Genomic DNA, 21,878 nt, shown 5'->3' with positions numbered 1-21,878 from the left:
GTCGGCCTGAGGCCGCCGTTCCCCTATGAGCTTATCTGGCCCTTTGAGGTTATTTGGATCCGATAAATTGGCTTACCGGCTTCATCGGTCACTTCCAGGCTCCATGCTTGGCCGGGCCGAAACCTGCCGTCGATGTCCTTGAAGAGCTGCCCGGCAAAGCTCGTGGCTTCGCGCCAGGCGGCTTCGTCATCTGGCAGGTCCTCGCCGTGCTGATCGGAGCTCGGTTCGACGTCGTGGACGTGGAAGAAGTACCTGGGCATGGCGGGAGAATGCTGAGGTAGCCCGATACGTTCCGCAGCTGCGCGAGCCGACTAGTCTACCGGCAGATGGCGAGACGTCCCGGATCAGTCTCTCACCGCCGTTTGCGGTAGATCGCGACGTCCTCGCCGTGACGGTTCGTGCGCCGCTCGAGCAGATAGTGCGACTTCTCCAGCACGCGGCGCGATGCGCCATTCGCGACATAGACGATGCCGATGAGGGATGGCAGCGCGAGCTGCGACAGCCCAATGTCCGTCAGCGCGCTCGCGATCTCGCTCGCAAGTCCCTGGCCCCAGAGATCGCGCTTGAACGCGTAGGCAATCTCGATCTCGGCGACGTCGTCGACGAGGATGTGCCGGATTCCCGCCCGCCCGGCGAACGCCCCGTCTTTCGATCGCAGCGTCCACAGCCCGAAGCCATGCTCGTCCCAATGCGCCATGTTGGTGGCGAGATAATTCGTCGTCGTCTCGGCCGAGCGTACGCCGCCGATATAGCGCGAGACATCGGGATCGAGATGGAGTGCGACGAGGTCGGCGAGGTGGTTTTCGTGCAACCTCTCGGCGGTCAGTCTGTCGGTGCTGAAGTGATCCATGAAGCCGATGGCGATTTCGGACTGGCCGCGATCTTGATGGCGTTGAAGGTGACGATGCCATCATGCCGGTGTTTTGCCCGACGGGTCAACTGATTTTCCGAATTTCGGCCGGTTATCCCGTCTATGGTCGGATGACTTTCGCACACGCGTAAGCCATTGATTTCATGACCCCTGTCTACTGTGCATGGGGTTGTTTTCGCAGCTTTTGTCTTGGGAGGGGCTTTAGCCCGCCCCTAGCGCGACCGCGACATTGTAGGTGACGAGGCTCGCCGCATAGGCCAGCAGCAGCATGTAGGTGAAGGTCACGGCCATCCAGGCCCAGCTTCCGGTCTCGCGCCGGATCACCGCCAGCGTGGAGGCGCATTGCGGGGCGAAGATGTACCAGGCCAGCATCGACAGGGCGGTCGCGAGCGACCATTTCGTCGCCAGCACCTGACCGATCTGCTCGGCCGCCTCCTTGCCGCCCTCGATCGCATAGACGGTGCCGAGGGCTGCGACCGCGACCTCGCGCGCCGCCATGCCGGGGATCAGGGCGACCGCGATCTGCCAGTTGAAGCCGACCGGCGCGAGCAGCGGCTCGAGCGCCTTGCCGATGATCGCAGCCAGGCTGAAATCGATCGCCGGCTCCGTGGCGCCCGCAGGCGGCTGCGGGAACGAAGCCAGGAACCAGATCAGCACCATCATCGAGAAGATCGTGGTGCCGGCGCGCTGCAAAAACATCTTCGCTCGGGTGTAGATGCCGATCGCGATCGATTTTAGCTGCGGCACTTTGTAGTCCGGCAGCTCCAGCATGAACGGCGCCGGGGCATAGTCGCGCAGCATGAAGAACTTGATCACGAACGAGACCAGCAGCGCGCTGGCGATGCCGGTGGCATAGAGGCCGAACATCACGAGGCCTTGCAAGTTGATGAAGCCCCAGACGTCCCTGGCCGGAATGAAGGCGGAGATGATCAGCGTGTAGACCGGAATGCGCGCCGAGCAGGTCATCAGCGGCGCGATCAGGATCGTGGTCAGCCGGTCGCGCTTGTTGTCGATGACGCGCGTTGCCATGATGCCTGGAATGGCGCAGGCAAAGCTCGACAACAGCGGAATGAAGGCGCGGCCGTGCAAGCCGGCGCCGCCCATGATGCGGTCCATCAGGAACGCGGCGCGCGCCATGTAGCCGAAATCTTCCAGGAGCAGGATGAATAAGAATATGATGATGATCTGCGGCAGGAACACGATGACGCTGCCGACGCCCGAGATCACACCGTTCTGAAGGAAGCTCTGGAGCAGGCCGGCGGGGAGGGTGTTGTGGACCAGCTCGCCCAGCGCATCGAAGCCGGAGTTGAGCAGCTCCATCAGCGGCTGCGCCCAGGCGAACACCGCCTGGAACATCACGAACAGGATCAGCGCGAGCACGATGAGGCCGCCGACGGGATGCAGCACGATCGCGTCGATCCGGGCGGTCAAGGTGTCGGGACTAGCAGGCAGGCTGACGCAATCGGCGATGATGCGGTCGGCCTCGCGCTGGGTTGCGCGCAGCTCGGAGACGCTGAGCGCGCGCCAGCTGTTCTCGCGCAGCTCGGCGGCGAGCTTGGACGAGATCTCGTCGGTCAGCTGCAACAGATCGGCCGTGCCGCCCTTGCGCACCGCGATCGAGGTGACCACGGGCACGTCGAGCTCCTTGGCGAGCCGTTCCACGTCGACATTGATGCCGCGGCGCGTGGCGATGTCGAACATGTTGAGCACGAGGATCATCGGCCGTCCCGTGCGCTTGAGCTCGAGCAGCAGGCGGATGGTCAGGCGCAGATTGGTCGCGTCGGCCACGCACAGCACCAGATCGGGCATCGTCTCGCCGGAGGCCTTGCCGAGCACGAAGTCGCGGGTGATCTCCTCGTCCGGGCTGCGGCCGCGCAGCGAGTAGGTGCCGGGCAGGTCGACCACGGAGACCTGGCGACCGAGCGGCGTGACGAAAAAGCCTTCCTTGCGCTCGACCGTGACGCCCGGATAGTTCGCCACCTTCTGCCGGCTGCCGGTCAGGGCATTGAACAGCGAGGTCTTGCCGCTGTTTGGTGTGCCGACCAAGGCGAGATGCAGCAGGGGTAATTCCATGGGAGCAAATATCCGGCCGCTATCTAAGCGACGATGATGGCCATGGCTTCGCGACGACGGACCGCGATGGTGATATTGTCGACCCGCACGGCGATCGGGTCGCGTCCGACCAGCCCCTCATGCAGGACCTCGACCCGGGCGCCCTCGACGAAGCCGAGTTCGATCAGCCGGCTCTCGAGCTCGATGTCCGACAGCGCCGAGCCCGCCTCGCGGGCAGACAGATGCTGGATGACGCCGGTATAGCCGCGCTGCGCCAGGCCCAGCGGCATCTGCGAACGCGTATCGTTGGTGTCGGTCATGCCCTGTATTTTCAACCCAGGGCATTGAGGTCAAGCGCGCTTGCTCGCCGAAGCTGCACCTTAGAGTGATTTTAAAGTGCAGAGCAGGTCGCCCGGGAAAGTCCCCGCAGCTACTGGGCCGAGACCTTTTCCGGCTGGACGGTCATGGCGCGGCTCTTGAAGTAGTCCAGGACGAACAGGCGGATCGCCGACGACAGATTACCCTGCTGGCGGTTACTGTCGATCTCGCCGACCAACTCGGACAGCGTCATGTTGCGCAGGCCCGAGATCTCCTTCATGCCGTTCCAGAACGCCTCTTCCAGGCTGACGCTGGTCTTGTGGCCGGCGACGACGATCGACCGTTTCACGACGGGCGACTTCATGGCTGCTCCTCGCGATCGATCTGGTGCTGATCCAGATGCTCCTTCGCCCGGTCCGCCCGCTTCTCCTCCGCCGACCGCTCCGCTTTCGTGCGGCCGAACTTCGCCCGGTTGGCGTCCGCCTGCTTCGCCGAGGCTTCCCGCTCGGCGCGCTTCCTGAAACGATTCAGGTTGATGACGTTCCCCATGCCGCGTCTCCATCACCCGATCCTCTTCAGGCAGGTTGAAACGTTCAGAAACCGGGCGCTGCATTGCGCCCCCAAAGACTTGATTGCCATTCGCTCGTCCTCGTCAATCGGCCACTCGGCCATCAAACGATGAATTTCGCCCCCGTCGAGGGCAGAAGGGCTGCGCAGCACGCCGCCCCGCAGCGCCATTGACGGTAATCAAATCCCGTCCCCAAAGCCGCATATTTCTGCGGGTCTGGCGTCCGTATCACTACGGATGGCTAGCGGAATTCGGAATTTATCCCGGGCTGGTCATCTTCTCAGGGCGGACCAGGCGGTCGAATTCATCGGCCGAAACGAAGCCGAGCCGCAGCGCCTCTTCCTTCAGCGTGGTGCCGTTGGCATGCGCGGTCTTGGCCACCTTGGCCGCATTGTCGTAGCCGATTTTCGGCGCGAGCGCCGTCACCAGCATCAGCGAGCGCTGCATCAGCTCCTTGATGCGCGTCTCGTCGGCGCGGATGCCGCTGACGCAATGTTCGGTGAAGGAGCGCGCGGCGTCCGCCAGTAAGCGGATCGAGTGCAGCATGTTGTAGGCCAACACCGGCTTGTAGACGTTGAGCTCGAAATGGCCCTGGCTGCCGGCGACCGTGATCGCGGTGTGATTGCCGAACACCTGGCAGCACACCATGGTCATCGCCTCGCACTGCGTCGGATTGACCTTGCCCGGCATGATCGAGGAGCCCGGCTCGTTCTCCGGCAGGATCAGCTCACCCAGGCCCGAGCGCGGGCCGGATCCGAGCAGGCGGATGTCGTTGGCGATCTTGAACAGGCCCGTCGCCACCGAATTGATGGCGCCGTGCGCCAGCACATAGGCATCGTTCGAGGCCAGCGCCTCGAATTTGTTGGCGGCGCTGGTGAAGGGCAGCTTCGTGATCCCGGCAACGTGCTTTGCGAACAGCTTTGCAAAGCGCGGCTTGGAGTTGAGGCCGGTGCCGACGGCGGTGCCGCCCTGCGCCAGCGGATAGAGCTCCTTCACCGCGATCTTGAGCCGGGCGATGCCGCTCTCGACCTGCGCGGCATAGCCCGAAAACTCCTGGCCGAGCGTCAGCGGCGTCGCATCCTGGGTGTGGGTTCGGCCGATCTTCACGATCTTGGAAAACTCCTCCTCCTTCTTGCGCAGCGCGCGGAGCAGCTCATCGAGCGCAGGGACGAGATCGGCATTGATGCGGCTTGCGGCGGCAATGTGCATCGCGGTGGGAAAAGAGTCGTTCGACGACTGACTCATGTTGACGTGGTCGTTGGGATGCACCGGCTTCTTGGCACCGAGCTCGCCGCCGAGCAGCTCGTTGGCACGGTTTGCGATGACCTCGTTGAGGTTCATATTGGTCTGCGTGCCGGAGCCGGTCTGCCACACCACCAGCGGGAAATGATCGTCGAGCTTGCCCTCGATCACCTCGCGCGCGGCGCGGATGATGGCGTTGGCGCGGCGCTGGTCGAGCAGGCCAAGTTCGCGATTGGACTGTGCCGCGGCGAGCTTGACGATGCCGAGCGCATGCACCAGCGAGATCGGCATGCGATCCGTGCCGATGCGAAAATTCTGGCGCGAGCGTTCGGTCTGCGCCCCCCAATAGCGGTCGGCGGCGACCTCGATGGGGCCAAAACTATCGGTCTCGGTGCGGGTGGCGGGGCGGTCGGTCTTCGAGCGAGCAGTTTCTGAGCGGGCAGTCTCTGAGTGGGCAGTCTTGGCCATGAGCACATCCATTTCGCCGTGCGGAATGCCGCGCGGCCCCTTGATATGCCTTCTATATAGGGAGTCGGATATATAGGGAGTCCGGCCGCGCGAGACGGGGCGAGCCCAATCTAGATCATTTCTTGCGGAAACGATCGAGCCGTACGACTTCGGCGCCGCCCTGGTTCGGGGCCGCCGGCGCGTCCGTGCTTTCCTTCGGCTCAGCGGCGGGCGCGGGTACCGCGACGGCCGACGGTGCGGGTGCTGCCGGCAAACTCTCGGGCACCACCTCGGCGAGGTCGGAGGTGTCGAACTGGAGGCCGAATTTCACGGACGGATCGAGGAAGCTCTTGATGGCGCTGAACGGCACCACCAGCCGCTCCGGAATGCCGCCGAACGACAGGCCAACCTCGAAACGGTCCTCGAGCACGGTCAGGTCCCAGAACTGGTGCTGGAGGATGATCGTCATCTCTTCCGGATATTGCGCGAGCAACCGCGGCGACAGCTTCACGCCCTCGGCCTTCGACACGAAGGTGATGAAGAAATGGTGCTCGCCCGGCAGGCCATGGGTCGCCGCATCGGTCAGCACCTTGCGCAGCACGCCGCGCAGCGCGTCGCGGGCCAGCACATCGTATCGGATATGATCGGTCGCCATGGTGGTCCTGTTGCATCCCCGAAGCCGGGCCCTGCCGGCCCGACTCGCCAAGCCGCAATAGTACCGCGCCTGACGGGTCAGCAGGAGTCCCCGCCGGGGAAGAAATCAAAGAGTAAAGTGGAGGCTTCTGTTGCCAGGTGCCTCCGAACCCCGCCTAGCGGAGCTTAACCCGCTAGGACTTTAGAGTGGTCTTTCAAACTGCGTTACGCAGCCTGAGCAACCGGAGCAAAGTTGTCGTTGGCAACTATTGCAGTAGCCCGATAACGGCGGAACAATACCGGGAAAAAGTACGCCCTTTACGCCCTCGTCGATCCTATTTCGCCCCCGCCAAAGCCCACTTCTTGGGCCAGCCCGTCGGTGGGCTTTGGTGGAGGCGCCGGGTACCGCCCCCGGGTCCGAATGGTTTATTGCGACGACCGTTTATTTCCATAGCCGGCGAACCGGCATCCCCAATATAGGGGGCAAACGTTTCGAAAAACAGGGGTTTCAAGCGGCGATCCAGCGGTTTCCATCCGCGGGTTCCGGATGGTCGTCGGTTTGCAATCTTTTCATCGCCATTGAAGTATCCCGCTGCCGCTCCAACAGCGCGACGGTTGCGGTGCTCACCTCCGTTCGCGCATCAATCCACTCTGGCTCCTGCTCGCCGGAGCCTGTTGGGTTTTGCTGGCATTGTGTGATGAAAATCGCTAGGCAGTGATCCGGGCGGGGGATCCAGTTCCAGCCGATTTAGAACAACAGTGCTCGTGACTTACGGGTCGCGGAGGAGACAGCCATGGCCGACACGATGGGCCACTCAGCGACCGCCACCCGAAACACAAAGGTGGCGCTCGGTTTTTGCCTGCTGGCGCTTGCGCCGCAGATTTTCGAATTGATCTGGTCGATCGGGACGATCTTCGGCTGGGGCGCCGGGCGCGGCCCGGCGACGGTCGTCACCAACCACGCGACCGCGCTACTTGCCGGCGCGCCCAGCGCCATCCTCGGATCGTTCGGTGGCGGTGCCAAGAAGGCCTCGTCCGAGGTGCTGCTGGCGCTCATCTATTCCTATCCGCTGTTCGTGGTGGCGATTCTCACGCTGTTCATGACGATCCGATCGGCGCAGGACTATGTCGGCGGCGTTGTCCTGATGGCGCTGGCCCTGTTCGCGTTGTGGGCATCGAGTGATTTGCAGGGCATGCGGGGCTTCTCCTTCGGCGCAGGGACCGCGCCGCGCATGTTCGGCGGCCTGCTGGTCGCCTTGTCCGCCGGTATCGCCCTGACCGGGCTCCTGACGGAGGGAGCCCCGCTCGCCCATTACGCCTGGCGCGGGCCGCTGTTCGTGGTGGCGGCGATCGTCTTTTTCGCACTGGCGATCCGGCCTCTCGGCCTCGTGGTCACAGCCTTCGTAAGCTTCATGATTGCGGCGACGGGCTCGCACGAGACGCGCTGGCTCGAAGCTGCGATCGTCGGCGCCTGCCTGACGTTCGGTTGCGCAATCCTGTTTCCGTACGTGCTCGGGCTGCCGATGCCGATGTTTCCGCGTTTCCTGATCCAGTGAGGGCGTGATGGATATCTTTGCCAACCTCGCTCACGGCTTCGCCGTCGCGCTCTCTCCGATCAACCTTCTGATGTGCCTGATCGGCGCTCTGGTCGGGACGCTGGTGGGCGTGCTCCCGGGCATCGGCACCATCGCGACCGTCGCGATGCTGCTACCGATCACCTTCGGACTGCCGCCGGTCGGCGCGCTGATCATGCTCGCCGGCATTTATTACGGCGCCCAGTACGGCGGCTCGACCACGTCAATCCTGGTCAACATACCCGGTGAGGCGACATCGGTCGTTACCGCCATCGATGGCCATCAGATGGCCAAGCAGGGCCGCGCTGGCCCCGCGTTGGCGATCGCCGCGATCGGCTCGTTCTTCGCCGGCTGCGTCGCGACCGTCTTGATTGCCGTCCTCGGCGCGCCGCTTACGAAGCTCGCGCTGGCGTTCGGCCCGGCCGAATATTTCTCGCTAATGGTGCTTGGCCTGATCTTCGCGGTGGTCCTGGCCAAGGGCTCGGTGCTGAAGGCGATCGCGATGATCGTGTTCGGCCTGTTGCTCTCGATGGTCGGCTCGGACATCGAGACCGGCGCCTCGCGCATGGCCTTCAACATCCCGGAGCTCGCCGACGGTCTCGGCTTTGCGACGGTGGCGATGGGCGTATTCGGCTTTGCCGAGATCATCCGCAATCTCGACGCCGGCGCCGAGATGAGCCGCGATCTCGTGCAGCAGAAGATCACCGGCCTGATGCCGACCAGAAAGGATCTGATCGACTCGACGCCTGCCATCCTTCGCGGCACCGTGCTCGGCTCGATCCTCGGTATCCTGCCCGGCGGTGGTGCGACGATCGCGTCGTTTGGCGCCTATACGCTCGAGAAGAAGCTTGCCAAGAATCCGTCGCGCTTTGGCCGCGGTGCGATCGAGGGCGTGGCGGGGCCGGAGAGCGCCAACAATGCCGCCGCGCAGACCTCGTTCATCCCGCTGCTGACGCTCGGCATCCCGCCCAACGCGGTGATGGCACTGATGGTGGGCGCGATGACCATCCACGGCATCGTGCCGGGCCCGCAGGTGATGCAGAAGCAGCCGGATCTCGTCTGGGGCATGATCGCCTCGATGTGGATCGGCAATCTGATGCTGATCATCATCAACCTCCCGCTGGTCGGCATCTGGGTGCGGCTGCTGCGCGTGCCGTACCGGCTGATGTTCCCCTCGATCGTGATCTTCTGTGCGATCGGCATCTATTCGGTGAACAACGCACCGGTCGACGTCATCCTCGCAGGCGTGTTCGGCCTCGTCGGTTACTGGCTGATCAAGCACGATTTCGAGCCCGCGCCGTTGCTGCTCGGCATGGTGCTGGGGCCGCTGATGGAAGAGAACCTGCGCCGTGCGCTGCTGATCTCGCGCGGCGACTGGAGCGTGTTCCTGACGCGTCCGTTGTCGGCGGTGCTGCTGGCGGTCGCGGCGGGCCTCCTCGTTCTTACGGTGCTACCGGTGTTGCGCGCCAAGCGCGACGAGGTTTTCACCGAGTCTGAGAACTGAGAGGTTGCGCCCTGCGTCGGCGCGCCGCATTCGGAAGTCGAATCGACTTGTATGACGGCTTCGTGGAATGAAAATGCCGGCCCTTGTGGCCGGCATTTTTGTTTGTCTCCCGGGAGATCGAGATGACTGTCATTCGCGCGCTTGCGGGCGCATGTGCCGCGGCGTTCGCATCATTGTGCGTCCTTGCCGCACCCGCTGAGGCACAGACCTATCCGACGCGCAGCATCACCATGATCGTGCCGTTCGCGGCCGGCGGACCGACCGACGTCGTCGCGCGCATCGTCACCGCGCACATGGCGCAGACGCTGGGGCAGAGCATCATCATCGAGAATGTAGTGGGCGCCGGCGGCACCACCGCCACAACGCGCGCCGCGCGTGCGGCCAACGACGGCTATACGCTCATCACCGGGCATATGGGCACGCATGCCGCCTCCGTGCCGCTTTATCCAAAGCTTGCCTATCATCCCGAAAAGGACTTCGAGCCGGTCGCGCTGCTCGCGGGCACGCCGATCCTGATTCTGGCGCGCAAGGATTTTCCGCCGAAGGACCTCAAGGAGTTCGTCGCCTACGTGAAGGCCAACGCCGAGAAGGTGAATGCCGCGCATGCCGGCGTCGGCTCGGTCTCGCACGTCTCGTGCGAGCTTCTGCACTCCATCCTCGACATCAAGCCGGTCGGTGTGCCCTTCAATGGCACGGGCCCCGCGATGAACGCGCTGGTGGCCGGCCAGGTCGACTACATGTGTGACCAGATCGTCAACGCCGTGCCGCAGATCAATGCCGGCACCATCAAGGCCTATGCGATCGCGACGGCGGAGCGCAATCCGTCGCTGCCGAACGTGCCGACGACGGCGGAAGCCGGCCTACCCGCATTCCAGGCCCAGGCCTGGAATGCGATGTTCGCACCGAAGGGAACCTCGCCGGCAATCGTTGCGAGCCTGAACGCCGCGGCCATCAAGGCGCTCGACGACGAGACCGTCCGGAAGCGCCTGCTCGAGCTCGGCAGCGTCATTCCCGGCCCCAAGGACCGTACGCCGGAGGCGCTGGCGACCCTCGTCAAGAACGAGATCGCGAAATGGAGCCCGGTGCTCAAGCCGGCAACTTAGCCAGCGGGATCAGGCTGATAGGTGAGGGGCGGGACGCTGGGTTCCGCCGCTTGTCGTTTGCGCCGGGAACGCTCACTTTTCCGGGTATAATCGGCGCGAACAGCGAATCGCCGCTGTCGCAGCGCGGAGGCGGCCGCTAAGTTTCCAGCCTCCCCAAAGGCGCACGACACATGCACCAGTATCAGGACCTGCTCGAGCGGATTCTTTCAGACGGCGCCGAGAAGACCGACCGGACCGGTACCGGTACGCTGTCGGTGTTCGGCCACCAGATGCGCTTCAATCTGTCCGCCGGTTTCCCGATGCTGACCACCAAGCGGCTGCCGCTGAAGGCGATTGTGCATGAGCTGCTCTGGTTCCTGAAGGGCGATACCAACATCAAATATCTGCGCGACAACGGCGTCACCATCTGGGACGAATGGGCCGATGCCAATGGCGATCTCGGCCCGGTTTACGGGCATCAGTGGCGCTCCTGGCCCGCGCCTGATGGCCGCAGCATCGACCAGATCGCGAACGTGGTCGACATGATCAAGCGCAATCCGGACTCGCGCCGCCTGATCGTCTCGGCCTGGAATCCGGCCGAGGTCGACAAGATGGCGCTGCCGCCGTGCCACTGCCTGTTCCAGTTCTACGTCGCCAACGGCAAATTGTCTTGCCAGCTCTATCAGCGCTCTGCCGACGTGTTCCTCGGCGTGCCCTTCAACATTGCCTCCTATTCGCTGCTGACGATGATGGTCGCGCAGGTCACCGGCCTCAAGCCCGGCGACTTCGTGCATTCGTTCGGCGATACCCATCTCTATTCCAACCATCTGGAGCAAGCGAAGCTCCAGCTCACCCGCGCGCCCCGCGCGCTGCCGGTGATGCGGATCAACCCCGACGTGAAGGACATCTTCTCGTTCCGCTTCGAGGATTTCGAGCTCGTCGGCTACGATCCGCATCCGCACATCAAGGCGGAAGTCGCGGTTTAGCGCCTATGTCGCTCAACATCCGCCGCGTGCGCCCGGGCGAAGCCGGGCTCGTTCTTGCTTTCATCCGCGAACTCGCCGAATACGAAAAGCTCTCGCACGAGGTCGAGGCAACAGAGGCGATGATTGCGGACGCGCTGTTCGGCGAGCGGCCGCAGCTCCATTGCGCGATCGCCGAATGGAACGGCGAGGCGGCCGGTTTTGCGGTGTGGTTTGCGAATTTCTCCACTTTCAGCGGCCGCCACGGCATCTATCTCGAAGACCTCTATGTGCGGCCGTCGCATCGGGGCAGGGGCCTCGGCAAGGCGCTGCTGGTCTATCTCGCGAAGGAATGCGTCGACAACGGCTGGTCGCGCCTGCAATGGGCGGTGCTCGACTGGAATGCGCCGTCGATCGCGTTCTACAAATCGCTCGGTGCCGTCATGATGGACGACTGGACGCTGTGTCGCGTCACCGGGCCAGCGTTGACACGGCTTGCCGGGAGCGCGACCTGATGGAGATCGTCTTCGTCGTCGCGATCGCCGAGAACGGAATCATCGGCGCGGGCAACACCATGCCGTGGCGACTGAAATCCGACATGGCGCGCTTCAAGGCGCTCACGATCGGCAAGCCCGTGATCATGGGCCGCAAGACCTTCGAATCCCTGCCCCGGCCGCTGCCGAACCGCACCAACATCGTGATCACGCGCGATGCGGGTTATCGCGCCATCGGAGCCATCGTCACGACATCGGCGGCTGATGCGGACGCGGTTGCGCGGGGCGACGCCCTGCGGCGTTCGGTCACTGAGATCGCGGTGATCGGCGGCGCCGAGATCTTTCGGCAATGGATCGATCGCGCCGATCGGCTCGAAATCACCGAAGTGCATGCGCGGCCCCAAGGCGACACGTATTTCGACATCGACAAGGCCGAGTGGGACGAGGTGGCGCGCATCCGTCATCCTGCCGGCCCCGACGACAGCGCCGACTTCTCCTATGTGACATATCGTCGGCGGGCGGGCCATTAACCGCATTCGCCAATGTTTACATTGACTTTTTCGCGCCCGAGCATAGCTCGGAGGACGGTCAGGGCTGCGTTGTAAGGGACCTGCCTGTCCCCTATAAAGCCGGACCGGACAAAGCGGGCGGGGGCAATGCCACCCTGCCGAGGAGAGCGTCGAATGCCGTGGAAGAATCAGGGCGGTGGCCCATGGGGCTCGGGTCCAAAGGGACCATGGGGCTCCGGCCCGCAACCGGTCGGGCCGAGGCCGCCGGATCTGGAAGACCTCCTGCGGCGCGGCCAGGACCGCCTCCAGCAGATCATGCCGGGCGGCTATTTTTCCGGCGTCGGCATCACGCTGATCATCCTGCTCATCGTCGCGTTCTGGCTGCTGTCGGGCTTCTTCCGCGTGCAGTCCGAAGAGCGCGGCGTCGTGCTGCGCTTCGGCAAGCATGTCCGCACCGTCGATCCGGGCCTGAATTACCACCTGCCCTATCCGATCGAGACCGTGCTGCTGCCGAAGGCGCTGCGCGTCTCCACGACTTCCATCGGCATGACGGTGATCGAGGATCCGGCGCGGCGCGGCCGCTCCATTCGCGACGTGCCGGAAGAGAGCCTGATGCTGACCGGTGACGAGAACATCGTCGACGTCGACTTCACCGTGCTCTGGCGCATCAAGCCCGACGCCGGCGGCGTGGGCGATTTTCTGTTCAACATCCAGAACCCCGAAGGCACCGTGAAAGCGGTCGCCGAGAGCGCGATGCGTGAGGTCATTGGCCGTTCGCAGATCCAGCCGATCCTGACCGGTGCCCGCAATACGATCGAGCAGGGGGTGCAGGAACTGATCCAGAAGACTCTCGACAGCTATGGCGCAGGCATTCTCATCACCCAGGTGCAGATGCAGAAGGTCGATCCGCCGGCGCAGGTGATCGACGCCTTCCGTGACGTGCAAGCGGCGCGCGCCAATCTGGAGCAGCTGCAAAACGAAGCGCAGACCTACGCCAACCAAGTGGTGCCGCAGGCGCGCGGACGTGCAGCGCAGATCCTGCAGGCCGCCGAAGGCTACAAGGAGCAGGCGGTCGCCGAGGCCAAGGGCCAGAGCGCGCGCTTCCTGAAAGTGTACGACGAATACAAGAAGGCGCCCGACGTGACGCGTGAACGGATTTATCTGGAGACGATGGAGCGCGTGCTCGGCGGCGCCGAGAAGCTGGTCTATGACGGCGGCCCTGCGGGTCAGGGTGTCGTGCCCTATCTGCCGCTTCCCGAGTTGACGCCCAAGCGGCAGCCTACGACCGGTCCGCAGTCGAGCGGAGGCAACCGATGAGGTCTCCGGTTACAGGTTTCGTCTCGCTGCTCGGACTCCTGCTGGTCGTGATCGTCGGCTACATGTCGCTGTTCACGGTGCAGCAGACCGAGCAGACCATCGTGCTCCAGTTCGGCAAGCCCGTCGACGTCGTCACCGCACCCGGCCTGCATTTCAAGGCGCCGTGGAATTCGGTGATCAACATCGACAAGCGGATCCTCGACCTGGAGAACCCGTCGCAGGAAGCGATCGCCTCCGACCAGAAGCGGCTGGTGGTCGACGCTTTCGCGCGTTACCGCATCAAGGATGCGTTGCGCTTCTATCAGAGCGTCGGCTCGATCCAGGCCGCCAACATTCAGCTGACCACGCTCCTCAACGCGGCGCTGCGCCGCGTGCTCGGCGAGGTCACCTTCATCAACGTGGTTCGCGACGATCGCGAGAAGCTGATGCAGCGCATCCGCGACCAGCTCGACCGCGAGGCCGATGGCTACGGCATTCAGGTCGTCGACGTCCGGATCCGCCGTGCCGACCTGCCGGAGCAGAACAGCCAAGCGGTCTACCAGCGCATGAAGACCGAGCGCGAGCGGGAGGCCGCTGAGTTCCGTGCACAGGGTGGCCAGAAGGCCCAGGAGATCAAGTCCAAGGCCGATCGCGAGGCGACCATCATCGTCGCGGAGGCCAATTCGCAGGCTGAGCAGACCCGCGGTGCAGGCGATGCCGAGCGCAACCGCCTGTTTGCGGAAGCCTACAGCAAGGACGCCGATTTCTTCGCCTTCTACCGGTCGATGACGGCCTATGAGAACGGGCTGCGTTCGAACGATACCCGTTTCCTGCTGCGGCCAGACTCGGATTTCTTCCGGTACTTCAGTAACCCGTCCGGCAAGATGGCAACCGAGACGCCGGCGAAGCCGTAAGCTAGACAGGGCGGCCGGCTTGGCCGCCCTTGCCCAGACAAGAACAGCATAACGGGAGGTTCCATTCCGATGAGGTCCATTGCGTTTGCCGACTTCCTCATCGGCCTAGGCATCCTGTTCGTGCTGGAAGGCTTGATGTTCGCGGCCAGTCCCAACTGGATGCGCAAGGCCATGAAGAGTGCTATCGCCACGCCGGACAACATCCTGCGGGCTGTCGGAATCGGTTCGGCCGTGGCCGGCCTGATCCTGATCTGGGTGATGCGGCGCCCGGTTTAAGCATCATGCCAACGCCAAAGTGAAGGCAATCGACCGGTTTTTCGCCGTATTATCGGGGTGTTGAGACCCGTTAAGCTCTGCGCTTGCGCCGTCCCCCCGTTCGAGCGCAGGCTGGCGCCGAACCCTATTCTCTGGAGATCACAATGACCGCTGCCACCATTGCCCCGTCCCGCTTGCGCCATTGGGTGCGAACTGGGCTGGCCGCGCTCGCCATCGGTGCTTTCGGCGCGTTCGGCACGCCGGCCCATGCGCGTGGAGCGGACGGCATCGCCGACGTCGCCGAGAAGGTGATCGACGCGGTCGTCAACATCTCTACGTCGCAGACCGTCGAGGCCAAGGGCGGCGGCAGCAATACCATGCCGCAACTGCCGCCAGGTTCGCCGTTCGAGGAGTTCTTCGACGACTTCTTCAAGAACCGCAGGGGTCCCGGCGGTGGCAGCAAGGGCGGCGACAACAACCCGCCGCGCAAGACCAACTCGCTCGGCTCCGGCTTCATCATCGACACAGCAGGCGTGGTCGTTACCAACAACCATGTCATTGCCGATGCCGACGAGATCCATGTCATCCTCAACGACGGCACCAAGATCAAGGCCGAGCTGGTCGGCGTCGACAAGAAGACCGACCTCGCCGTGCTCAAGATCAAGCCTCCGAAGCCGCTGGTCGCGGTGAAGTTCGGCGACTCCGACAAGCTCCGGCTCGGCGACTGGGTGGTCGCGATCGGCAACCCCTTCAGTCTCGGTGGCACGGTCACGGCCGGTATCGTCTCGGCCAAGAACCGCGACATCTCCTCAGGGCCATATGACAGCTATATCCAGACCGACGCCTCCATCAACCGCGGCAATTCCGGCGGCCCGCTGTTCAACCTCGACGGCGACGTCATCGGCGTCAACACGCTGATCATCTCGCCCTCCGGCGGCTCCATTGGCATCGGCTTCGCCGTGCCGTCGAAGACGGTCGTTGGCGTCGTCGACCAGCTCCGGCAGTTCGGCGAGCTGCGCCGCGGCTGGTTAGGGGTGCGCATCCAGAGCGTCACCGACGAGATCGCCGAGAGCCTCAACATCAAGCCGGCGCGCGGCGCGCTGGTCGCCGGCGTGGACGACAAGGGTCCGGCGAAGCCCGCCGGCATCGAGCCTGGTGACGTCGTCGTCAAATTCGATGGCAAGGACGTCAAGGATCCGAAGGACCTGTCCCGCGTCGTCGCCGACACGGCGGTTGGCAAGGAGGTCGACGTGATCATCATCCGCAAAGGCCAGGAACAGGCCAAGAAGGTCACGCTCGGCCGGCTCCAGGATCCCGAGAAGGTGCAGGCCGCGGTGAAAACCGACGAGCCCGCACCCGAGAAGCCGGTGACGCAGAAGGCGCTCGGTCTCGATCTGGCAACGCTGAGCAAGGATCTACGCACGCGCTACAAGATCAAGGACACCGTCAAGGGCGTGGTCGTCACCAATGTCGAGGCCAATTCCGACGCCGCCGAGAAGCGGCTCTCCGCCGGTGACGTCATCGTCGAGGTGGCGCAGGAGGCGGTGTCGAGCGGCGCCGACATCCAGAAGCGGGTCGATCAGCTCAAGAAGGACGGCAAGAAGTCGGTGCTGCTGCTCGTCTCCAATGCCGACGGCGAGCTGCGCTTCGTGGCGTTGAGCGTGCAATAGGAAGGGCTGGTCGTCCTACCATTCATTGTCATTCCGGGTTCGATGCTTCGCATCACCCGGAATGACGCAGAGAACGTTACCCCTCCACGAACTCCTCGCGCCGATACCCTTGCGCATACAGCAGCGCGGTGAGATCGCCGTGATCAATCCGCGCTGCCGCGGCCGCGGCCACCGCCGGCTTGGCGTGATACGCCACACCGAGCCCCGCCGCCTGGATCATCCCAAGGTCATTGGCGCCGTCACCGACCACGATCGACTCGAGGTCGTCGAGATCAAACGATTCCATCAGATCCAACAGTGTCGCGAGTTTCGCGGCGCGGCCCAGGATCGGTTCCTTCACCTCGCCGGTGAACTTGCCGTCGCGCACGACGAGTTCGTTGGCGCGGTTTTCCTGGAAGCCGATCTTGGCGGCGACCGCGTTCGTGAACAGCGTGAAGCCGCCCGAGACGAGGCAGGTGTAGGCGCCGTGCGCGCGCATGGTCGCGACCAGCTCACGGCCGCCGGGGGTCAGCGTGATGCGTTTGGCCAGTACTTCGTCGACCGCGCTGGCGGGCAGATCCTTGAGCAGCGCAACGCGCTCGCGCAGCGCCGGCTCGAACTCGATCTCGCCGCGCATCGCGCGTTCGGTGATGGCGGCCACATGCGCCTTCACCCCGACCAAGTCGGCGAGTTCGTCGATGCATTCCTGGCCGATCATGGTGGAATCCATGTCGGCGAGAAAAAGCTTCTTGCGCCGGAAGCCGACTGGCTGCACGACGATGTCGATGGGCAGGTCGCCGCGAAGCTCGCGGAGCCGCTGTTCGATGGCGTGGCGGTCGCCTTCGAGGTTACTTTCGGCGCCGAAGGGAATGTCGACCGCAACCCCTTCGAACAACCAGTGCGCGGGAGCTGCTTGTGGCAGCACAGCGCGGGCGCCGTCGACGATGGTAGAGTCGAGCGCAGGATTGTCGGGATTGCAGATCAGCGTGGCGACGAGGGACATTTGAGGTTTTCGTGAGCGAGGGGCAAGTCAGCGGAAGGCGTGTTGGCAAGGCCGTGCTTATCGCAGGCCCGACCGCCAGCGGCAAGTCGGCGCTGGCGCTCGAGCTTGCGCTCGCCACCGGCGGCATCATCATCAACGCCGATTCCATGCAGGTTTACCGCGATCTGCGCATCATCACGGCACGGCCGACAGGGGCTGATGAGGCGCTCGTGCCGCATCGTCTCTATGGCCATGTCGATGCGGCCGTGAATTTCTCGGCCGGTGCCTGGGTGAGCGACGCGGCGAAGGCGCTCGAAGCGGCGATGGCCGAACGCCGCCTGCCGATCTTCGTCGGCGGCACCGGGCTCTATTTCAAGGCACTGACGGCGGGCCTCTCCGTAGTGCCGCCAATTCCTGCCGAGGTGCGCGAGGATGTGCGCGCGCGGCTGCAGCAGAACGGCGTCGAAGCGCTACACGCGGAACTCGCGCACCGCGATCCGCGTGCGGCCGAACGATTGAATCTGCGCGACCGCACCCGGATCGCGCGCGCGCTGGAAGTAGTCGAAGCGACCGGCCGTTCGCTGCTCGACTGGCACGGCGAAGGCCAGCCGCCGTTGCTGCCGAAGGACAATTTTCGCGCGGTGTTTCTCGCCCCCGCGCGCGACGAACTCTATGCCCGCATCGATGCGCGCTTCGATGCCATGTTGAGCGCCGGCGCGCTCAGGGAGGTCGAGCGGCTTGCCGCCAGACACCTCGATCCGCTGTTGCCGGCCACGAAGGCCCACGGCGTGCCGGCGCTGATCCGGCATCTGCGCGGCGAGCTCAGCCTGGAAGAAGCTGCCACAATCGGCCGCGCCGACACCCGCCACTACGCCAAGCGCCAGTTCACCTGGTTCCGGCATCAATTGCCTGAGTTCGAATGGGTGAAGCCGGAGGAGGCGAGGGGATGGCTCGCCGCGATCGTGGACGCGACACGGGATGCGAACTGACGAGCTTTTGTACCCGGTTCCCGAATTTACCGCTCGCCGAACCCGGGGAACACCGCTACACTGCCAAAATCGCGCGGGAACGGCCACATTGCCTTGACATCCGGGCTTTGGCCGCTATGTTTCGCGCAACCTTTGGGAAGCCGAGCGCCTGCCATGCGTAACATTATTACCAAACTCCTTATCGCCGTCGTACCCAGGCACACCGCCGGGGGTGGCTAGCTGCCATCCACAAGACAGGCGGTGTGCGTGGGCCCTCTTCGGGGCCTTTTTTATTTCCCGAACCCGACACGAACGAAGCCGCTGACAACAGCGCATCCGGAGCAAGCCAATGAGCGAGAAGAGCCACGATCCGAACCAGATGACCGGCGCCGCGATGATCGTCCGCGCGCTCATCGATCATGGCGTGACCGACATTTTTGGCTATCCCGGCGGCGCGGTGCTTCCCATCTATGACGAGATCTTCCAGCAGAGCGAGGTCCAGCACATCCTGGTCCGCCACGAGCAGGGCGCCGGCCATGCCGCCGAGGGCTATGCGCGCTCGACCGGCAAGCCGGGCGTCGCGCTGGTGACCTCCGGTCCCGGCGCCACGAACATGGTGACGCCGCTGACCGACGCGCTGATGGATTCGATCCCGCTGGTGTGCATCTCCGGCCAGGTGCCGACGCATCTGATTGGCAACGACGCCTTCCAGGAATGCGACACCGTCGGCATCACGCGCCCCTGCACCAAGCACAACTGGCTGGTGCGCGACGTCAACGATCTCGCCAAGGTGCTGCACGAGGCTTTCTACGTCGCGACCTCCGGCCGTCCGGGTCCGGTGCTGGTCGACGTTCCCAAGGACGTGCAGTTCGCGACCGGTACCTATCATCCGCCGCGCAAGTCCGACGTGCACCGCTCCTATGCGCCGCGCGTGAAGGGCGATGCCACGCAGATCCGCAAGGCGGTGGCGCTGCTCGCCAACGCCAAGCGTCCGGTGATCTACAGCGGCGGTGGCGTCATCAATTCCGGTCCCGAGGCGACCAAGCTCTTGCGCGAGCTGGTCGAGGTCACTGGTTTCCCGATCACCTCCACGCTGATGGGCCTCGGCGCCTATCCAGCTTCGGGCAAGAACTGGCTCGGCATGCTCGGCATGCACGGCACTTATGAAGCTAACATGACCATGCATGATTGCGACGTCATGCTGTGCGTCGGCGCGCGCTTCGACGACCGCATCACCGGTCGCGTCGATGCGTTCTCGCCGGGCTCGAAGAAGATCCATATCGACATCGACCCATCCTCGATCAACAAGAACATCCGGGTTGACGTGCCGATCATCGGCGATTGCGGCAACATCCTCGGCGACATCCTCCAGGTGTTCAAGGCAGAGGCGAAGAAGCCCGACATCAAATCGTGGTGGCAGCAGATCGCGCAGTGGCGTGCCCGTAATTCGCTGTATTACAAGAAGAGCAACGACGTCATCCTGCCGCAGCATGCGATCCAGAGCCTGTTCGAAGCGACGCGCGGCAAGGATACCTACATCACGACCGAGGTCGGCCAGCACCAGATGTGGGCCGCCCAGTTCTACGGCTTCGAGGAGCCGCATCGCTGGATGACGTCGGGCGGCCTCGGCACCATGGGCTACGGCCTGCCGGCCGCGATCGGCGTGCAGGTTGCCCACCCGGACAGCCTCGTCATCGACATCGCGGGCGATGCCTCGGTGCAGATGACGATGCAGGAGATGTCGACGGCCGTGCAGTACGAGCTGCCGATCAAGATCTTCATCCTGAACAACCAGTACATGGGCATGGTGCGGCAGTGGCAGCAGCTGCTGCATGGCAACCGCCTGTCGCATTCCTACTCGGAGGCGCTGCCGGATTTCGTCAAGCTCGCCGAAGCCTATGGCGGCATTGGCCTCCAGGTGCACAAGCCTGGCGATCTCGAGGGCGCCATCAACGAGATGATCGCGGTCAAGCGCCCGGTGCTGTTCGACTGCCGCGTCGCTGCGCTCGAAAACTGCTTCCCGATGATCCCCTCCGGCAAGGCGCACAACGAAATGCTGTTGCCGGAGCAGGCCAACGACGCGGCCACCGCAAAGGCATTCGCCGGCGGCAAGGCGCTGGTGTGAGCGCAATGGTCACAAGCTCCGCTGCCATCGCCCGGCTCGACCGGCCGATCCAGTACGCCGCTCCCTGTGTAGGGATCTCAGGCCGTGGCAATTACTGGCGGCCCGCCTTCGCGGACATGACGAAAAGGATTTGAGGGGACGACAATGAACCAGCCGGCATCCGCCTACTTCATCGAGGACCGTCACGATCCCAACGAGACGCACACGCTCGCCGTGCTCGTGCAGAACGAGCCCGGCGTGCTTGCGCGCGTCATCGGTCTGTTCTCGGGCCGCGGCTACAACATCGAGAGCCTCACGGTCTCGGAGACCGAGAGCCAGAAGCACCTCTCGCGCATCACCATCGTCACGACGGGCACGCCAATGGTGATCGAGCAGATCAAGCACCAGCTCGATCGCATGATTCCGGTCTATCGCGTCGTCGACATGACGCAGACCAAGCGCTCGATCGAGCGGGAGCTCGCGATGGTGAAGGTGCGCGGGCAGGGCGAGCACCGGGTCGAGGCGCTGAGGCTTGCGGATGCGTTCCGCGCCCGCGTGATCGACGCCACCACCGAGAGCTTCGTGTTCGAGATCACAGGCAATACGGACAAGATCAATCAGTATATCGACCTGATGCGCCCGCTCGGCCTCGTCGAGGTGTCGCGCACCGGCGTTGCCGCGATTGGTCGCGGGCCTGAAGGGATGTGAACCATGCTGGCGCGCGACTGGTACTATAATGAGCGGAACCGGATGGGGATCGAGCCCGCAGTGGCGTTGATCTATGACAGCCATGACGATGCCGACCTGCGGGCGCGCGCCGCGCTGAAAATGCTCGGGGTCCAGCGCGGCTGGCGCATCGCCGATATCGGCTGCGGTAACGGCGTGCTGGCCACCGAAGCGGCGCTAATGGGCGCCGAGGTCGATGCTATCGACATCTCGCCCGCGATGCTGGCGCTCGCCGAGATCTATGCACGTGACCGCAAGGCGCCGGTCCGCACCCAATCGGCCGGCCTGCTGAGCTTCTCCTACCATCCGGAATCCTACGATTTGATCGTCAGCGAGTTCACGCTGCACCATCTGCCGGACTTCTGGAAGGCGGTGGCGATGTCGCGGATCTATCGCGCGCTGAAGCCGGGCGCGAGCTTCTACCTGCGCGACATCGTCTACACTTCAATGCCGGACGCCATTGAGCGCGACGTCGAGCAATGGGCCGACTTCCAGATCAAGAACCACGACTTTTCGCGTGAAGGTGTCGTCGCGCACATGCGCGACGAATATTCCACCTTCGGCTGGGTGATGGAACGGATGCTGACCGACGTCGGCTTCAGGCTGGTCTCGGCCGACTATCACGCCCCGATGCACGGCACCTATCTGCTGCGGAAACCGAAAGCCGGCGAGCAAGGCTAGATCAGAACAATAACAGGGACTGCACGACAGGGCAGGACCGGGAACAA

24 protein-coding genes and 1 other RNA gene are annotated in these 21,878 nt (G+C 64.1%); 14 read left to right on the top strand and 11 right to left on the bottom strand.

Annotated elements, in window-relative coordinates; all coding sequences use genetic code 11:
- Window positions 1–23: 23 nt before the first annotated feature.
- From IVA91_RS17300 to ssrA, 10 genes are all read right to left on the bottom strand, one after another.
- On the bottom strand, window positions 24–260 hold the full coding sequence (locus IVA91_RS17300; protein ID WP_247278517.1) for a hypothetical protein: 237 nt from the start codon (window positions 258–260) through the stop codon (window positions 24–26).
- Window positions 261–352: 92 nt separating this feature from the next.
- On the bottom strand, window positions 353–850 hold the full coding sequence (locus tag IVA91_RS17295) for a GNAT family N-acetyltransferase (RefSeq protein WP_247278518.1): 498 nt from the start codon (window positions 848–850) through the stop codon (window positions 353–355).
- 222 nt (window positions 851–1,072) lie between these two features.
- On the bottom strand, window positions 1,073–2,944 hold the full coding sequence (locus tag IVA91_RS17290) for a ferrous iron transporter B (RefSeq protein ID WP_247278519.1): 1,872 nt from the start codon (window positions 2,942–2,944) through the stop codon (window positions 1,073–1,075).
- Between the two features lie 23 nt (window positions 2,945–2,967).
- Window positions 2,968–3,243 (bottom strand): FeoA family protein, encoded by a 276-nt coding sequence (locus tag IVA91_RS17285; protein WP_247278520.1) that lies wholly within the window; start codon window positions 3,241–3,243, stop codon window positions 2,968–2,970.
- A 110-nt stretch (window positions 3,244–3,353) separates the two neighbouring features.
- Window positions 3,354–3,605: a ribbon-helix-helix domain-containing protein gene (locus tag IVA91_RS17280; protein WP_247278521.1), complete on the bottom strand. Its 252-nt coding sequence runs from the start codon at window positions 3,603–3,605 to the stop codon at window positions 3,354–3,356.
- Window positions 3,602–3,790 carry a DUF4169 family protein gene (locus tag IVA91_RS17275; protein ID WP_247278522.1) on the bottom strand — a complete coding sequence of 63 codons (189 nt, stop codon included), beginning with the start codon at window positions 3,788–3,790 and terminating at the stop codon, window positions 3,602–3,604. Before IVA91_RS17275 ends, IVA91_RS17280 begins: the two co-directional genes overlap by 4 nt.
- 12 nt (window positions 3,791–3,802) lie before the next feature.
- A complete protein-coding gene (locus IVA91_RS17270) occupies window positions 3,803–3,979 on the bottom strand; it encodes a hypothetical protein (RefSeq protein WP_247278523.1) in 177 nt (58 codons plus the stop codon).
- A gap of 88 nt (window positions 3,980–4,067) precedes the next feature.
- Window positions 4,068–5,531 carry a class II fumarate hydratase gene (gene fumC / locus IVA91_RS17265; RefSeq protein ID WP_247278524.1) on the bottom strand — a complete coding sequence of 488 codons (1,464 nt, stop codon included), beginning with the start codon at window positions 5,529–5,531 and terminating at the stop codon, window positions 4,068–4,070.
- A gap of 103 nt (window positions 5,532–5,634) precedes the next feature.
- Window positions 5,635–6,153, bottom strand: a complete 519-nt coding sequence (locus IVA91_RS17260) for a ClpXP protease specificity-enhancing factor SspB (protein ID WP_247278525.1) — start codon at window positions 6,151–6,153, stop codon at window positions 5,635–5,637.
- Window positions 6,154–6,269: 116 nt separating this feature from the next.
- Window positions 6,270–6,637: a transfer-messenger RNA gene (gene ssrA, locus IVA91_RS17255) on the bottom strand.
- Window positions 6,638–6,925: 288 nt separating this feature from the next.
- On the opposite strand from ssrA, the gene IVA91_RS17250 reads away from it, so the two are divergent.
- The 10 genes from IVA91_RS17250 (at window position 6,926) to IVA91_RS17205 (ending at window position 16,391) form a co-directional block, all read left to right on the top strand.
- Complete coding sequence (locus IVA91_RS17250) at window positions 6,926–7,687, top strand: tripartite tricarboxylate transporter TctB family protein (RefSeq protein ID WP_247278526.1); 762 nt, start codon at window positions 6,926–6,928, stop codon at window positions 7,685–7,687.
- Window positions 7,688–7,691: 4 nt separating this feature from the next.
- Window positions 7,692–9,209: a tripartite tricarboxylate transporter permease gene (locus tag IVA91_RS17245; RefSeq protein ID WP_247278527.1), complete on the top strand. Its 1,518-nt coding sequence runs from the start codon at window positions 7,692–7,694 to the stop codon at window positions 9,207–9,209.
- A 122-nt stretch (window positions 9,210–9,331) separates the two neighbouring features.
- Window positions 9,332–10,312, top strand: a complete 981-nt coding sequence (locus IVA91_RS17240) for a tripartite tricarboxylate transporter substrate binding protein BugD (RefSeq protein WP_247278528.1) — start codon at window positions 9,332–9,334, stop codon at window positions 10,310–10,312.
- 170 nt (window positions 10,313–10,482) lie between these two features.
- Window positions 10,483–11,277 carry a thymidylate synthase gene (locus tag IVA91_RS17235; protein WP_247278529.1) on the top strand — a complete coding sequence of 265 codons (795 nt, stop codon included), beginning with the start codon at window positions 10,483–10,485 and terminating at the stop codon, window positions 11,275–11,277.
- Window positions 11,278–11,282: 5 nt separating this feature from the next.
- On the top strand, window positions 11,283–11,768 hold the full coding sequence (locus tag IVA91_RS17230) for a GNAT family N-acetyltransferase (RefSeq protein ID WP_247278530.1): 486 nt from the start codon (window positions 11,283–11,285) through the stop codon (window positions 11,766–11,768).
- Window positions 11,768–12,277 carry a dihydrofolate reductase gene (locus IVA91_RS17225; RefSeq protein ID WP_247278531.1) on the top strand — a complete coding sequence of 170 codons (510 nt, stop codon included), beginning with the start codon at window positions 11,768–11,770 and terminating at the stop codon, window positions 12,275–12,277. The genes IVA91_RS17230 and IVA91_RS17225 overlap by 1 nt, the downstream gene beginning before the upstream one ends.
- A gap of 153 nt (window positions 12,278–12,430) precedes the next feature.
- Entirely contained in the window at window positions 12,431–13,573 is a 1,143-nt protein-coding gene (hflK, locus tag IVA91_RS17220; RefSeq protein ID WP_247278532.1) for an FtsH protease activity modulator HflK, read from the top strand.
- Window positions 13,570–14,466, top strand: coding sequence for a protease modulator HflC (locus tag IVA91_RS17215; RefSeq protein WP_247278533.1), 897 nt, complete (start codon window positions 13,570–13,572; stop codon window positions 14,464–14,466). Before hflK ends, IVA91_RS17215 begins: the two co-directional genes overlap by 4 nt.
- A 69-nt stretch (window positions 14,467–14,535) precedes the next feature.
- On the top strand, window positions 14,536–14,742 hold the full coding sequence (locus tag IVA91_RS17210; RefSeq protein WP_027560516.1) for a DUF2065 domain-containing protein: 207 nt from the start codon (window positions 14,536–14,538) through the stop codon (window positions 14,740–14,742).
- Window positions 14,743–14,885: 143 nt separating this feature from the next.
- Window positions 14,886–16,391, top strand: coding sequence for a Do family serine endopeptidase (locus IVA91_RS17205; RefSeq protein WP_247278534.1), 1,506 nt, complete (start codon window positions 14,886–14,888; stop codon window positions 16,389–16,391).
- Between the two features lie 76 nt (window positions 16,392–16,467).
- Here the strand turns inward: IVA91_RS17205 and serB are convergent, their stop codons facing one another.
- Entirely contained in the window at window positions 16,468–17,373 is a 906-nt protein-coding gene (gene serB / locus IVA91_RS17200) for a phosphoserine phosphatase SerB (protein WP_247278535.1), read from the bottom strand.
- 11 nt (window positions 17,374–17,384) lie between these two features.
- On the opposite strand from serB, the gene miaA reads away from it, so the two are divergent.
- The 4 genes from miaA to IVA91_RS17180 all read left to right on the top strand — a co-directional run bounded on the left by miaA (window position 17,385) and on the right by IVA91_RS17180 (window position 21,831).
- Window positions 17,385–18,341 (top strand): tRNA (adenosine(37)-N6)-dimethylallyltransferase MiaA, encoded by a 957-nt coding sequence (gene miaA / locus IVA91_RS17195; RefSeq protein WP_247278536.1) that lies wholly within the window; start codon window positions 17,385–17,387, stop codon window positions 18,339–18,341.
- Window positions 18,342–18,669: 328 nt separating this feature from the next.
- Window positions 18,670–20,445, top strand: a complete 1,776-nt coding sequence (locus IVA91_RS17190; RefSeq protein ID WP_247278537.1) for an acetolactate synthase 3 large subunit — start codon at window positions 18,670–18,672, stop codon at window positions 20,443–20,445.
- A 144-nt stretch (window positions 20,446–20,589) separates the two neighbouring features.
- Window positions 20,590–21,132 carry an acetolactate synthase small subunit gene (gene ilvN / locus IVA91_RS17185; RefSeq protein ID WP_247278538.1) on the top strand — a complete coding sequence of 181 codons (543 nt, stop codon included), beginning with the start codon at window positions 20,590–20,592 and terminating at the stop codon, window positions 21,130–21,132.
- Between the two features lie 3 nt (window positions 21,133–21,135).
- Entirely contained in the window at window positions 21,136–21,831 is a 696-nt protein-coding gene (locus IVA91_RS17180) for a class I SAM-dependent methyltransferase (protein WP_247459035.1), read from the top strand.
- Window positions 21,832–21,878: the final 47 nt, after the last annotated feature.

It is taken from the genome of Bradyrhizobium sp. 153 (genome assembly GCF_023073835.1).
Classification (GTDB): Bacteria; Pseudomonadota; Alphaproteobacteria; order Rhizobiales; family Xanthobacteraceae; genus Bradyrhizobium.
The sequence above is the reverse complement of the archived record's forward strand: the minus strand, read 5'-3'. Positions and strand labels throughout refer to the sequence as shown.

Coding starts and splice junctions, on each gene's coding strand:
- IVA91_RS17205 (WP_247278534.1), top strand. CDS start 14,886: ATGACCGCTGCCACCATTGCCCCGTCCCGCTTGCGCCATTGGGTGCGA.
- IVA91_RS17230 (WP_247278530.1), top strand. CDS start 11,283: ATGTCGCTCAACATCCGCCGCGTGCGCCCGGGCGAAGCCGGGCTCGTT.
- IVA91_RS17180 (WP_247459035.1), top strand. CDS start 21,136: ATGCTGGCGCGCGACTGGTACTATAATGAGCGGAACCGGATGGGGATC.
- IVA91_RS17190 (WP_247278537.1), top strand. CDS start 18,670: ATGAGCGAGAAGAGCCACGATCCGAACCAGATGACCGGCGCCGCGATG.
- IVA91_RS17250 (WP_247278526.1), top strand. CDS start 6,926: ATGGCCGACACGATGGGCCACTCAGCGACCGCCACCCGAAACACAAAG.
- fumC (WP_247278524.1), bottom strand. CDS start 5,531: ATGGATGTGCTCATGGCCAAGACTGCCCACTCAGAGACTGCCCGCTCA.
- IVA91_RS17295 (WP_247278518.1), bottom strand. CDS start 850: ATGGATCACTTCAGCACCGACAGACTGACCGCCGAGAGGTTGCACGAA.
- IVA91_RS17235 (WP_247278529.1), top strand. CDS start 10,483: ATGCACCAGTATCAGGACCTGCTCGAGCGGATTCTTTCAGACGGCGCC.
- IVA91_RS17290 (WP_247278519.1), bottom strand. CDS start 2,944: ATGGAATTACCCCTGCTGCATCTCGCCTTGGTCGGCACACCAAACAGC.
- IVA91_RS17285 (WP_247278520.1), bottom strand. CDS start 3,243: ATGACCGACACCAACGATACGCGTTCGCAGATGCCGCTGGGCCTGGCG.
- IVA91_RS17210 (WP_027560516.1), top strand. CDS start 14,536: ATGAGGTCCATTGCGTTTGCCGACTTCCTCATCGGCCTAGGCATCCTG.
- IVA91_RS17225 (WP_247278531.1), top strand. CDS start 11,768: ATGGAGATCGTCTTCGTCGTCGCGATCGCCGAGAACGGAATCATCGGC.
- IVA91_RS17300 (WP_247278517.1), bottom strand. CDS start 260: ATGCCCAGGTACTTCTTCCACGTCCACGACGTCGAACCGAGCTCCGAT.
- IVA91_RS17240 (WP_247278528.1), top strand. CDS start 9,332: ATGACTGTCATTCGCGCGCTTGCGGGCGCATGTGCCGCGGCGTTCGCA.
- hflK (WP_247278532.1), top strand. CDS start 12,431: ATGCCGTGGAAGAATCAGGGCGGTGGCCCATGGGGCTCGGGTCCAAAG.
- IVA91_RS17270 (WP_247278523.1), bottom strand. CDS start 3,979: ATGGCGCTGCGGGGCGGCGTGCTGCGCAGCCCTTCTGCCCTCGACGGG.
- IVA91_RS17260 (WP_247278525.1), bottom strand. CDS start 6,153: ATGGCGACCGATCATATCCGATACGATGTGCTGGCCCGCGACGCGCTG.
- IVA91_RS17215 (WP_247278533.1), top strand. CDS start 13,570: ATGAGGTCTCCGGTTACAGGTTTCGTCTCGCTGCTCGGACTCCTGCTG.
- IVA91_RS17280 (WP_247278521.1), bottom strand. CDS start 3,605: ATGAAGTCGCCCGTCGTGAAACGGTCGATCGTCGTCGCCGGCCACAAG.
- ilvN (WP_247278538.1), top strand. CDS start 20,590: ATGAACCAGCCGGCATCCGCCTACTTCATCGAGGACCGTCACGATCCC.
- serB (WP_247278535.1), bottom strand. CDS start 17,373: ATGTCCCTCGTCGCCACGCTGATCTGCAATCCCGACAATCCTGCGCTC.
- IVA91_RS17275 (WP_247278522.1), bottom strand. CDS start 3,790: ATGGGGAACGTCATCAACCTGAATCGTTTCAGGAAGCGCGCCGAGCGG.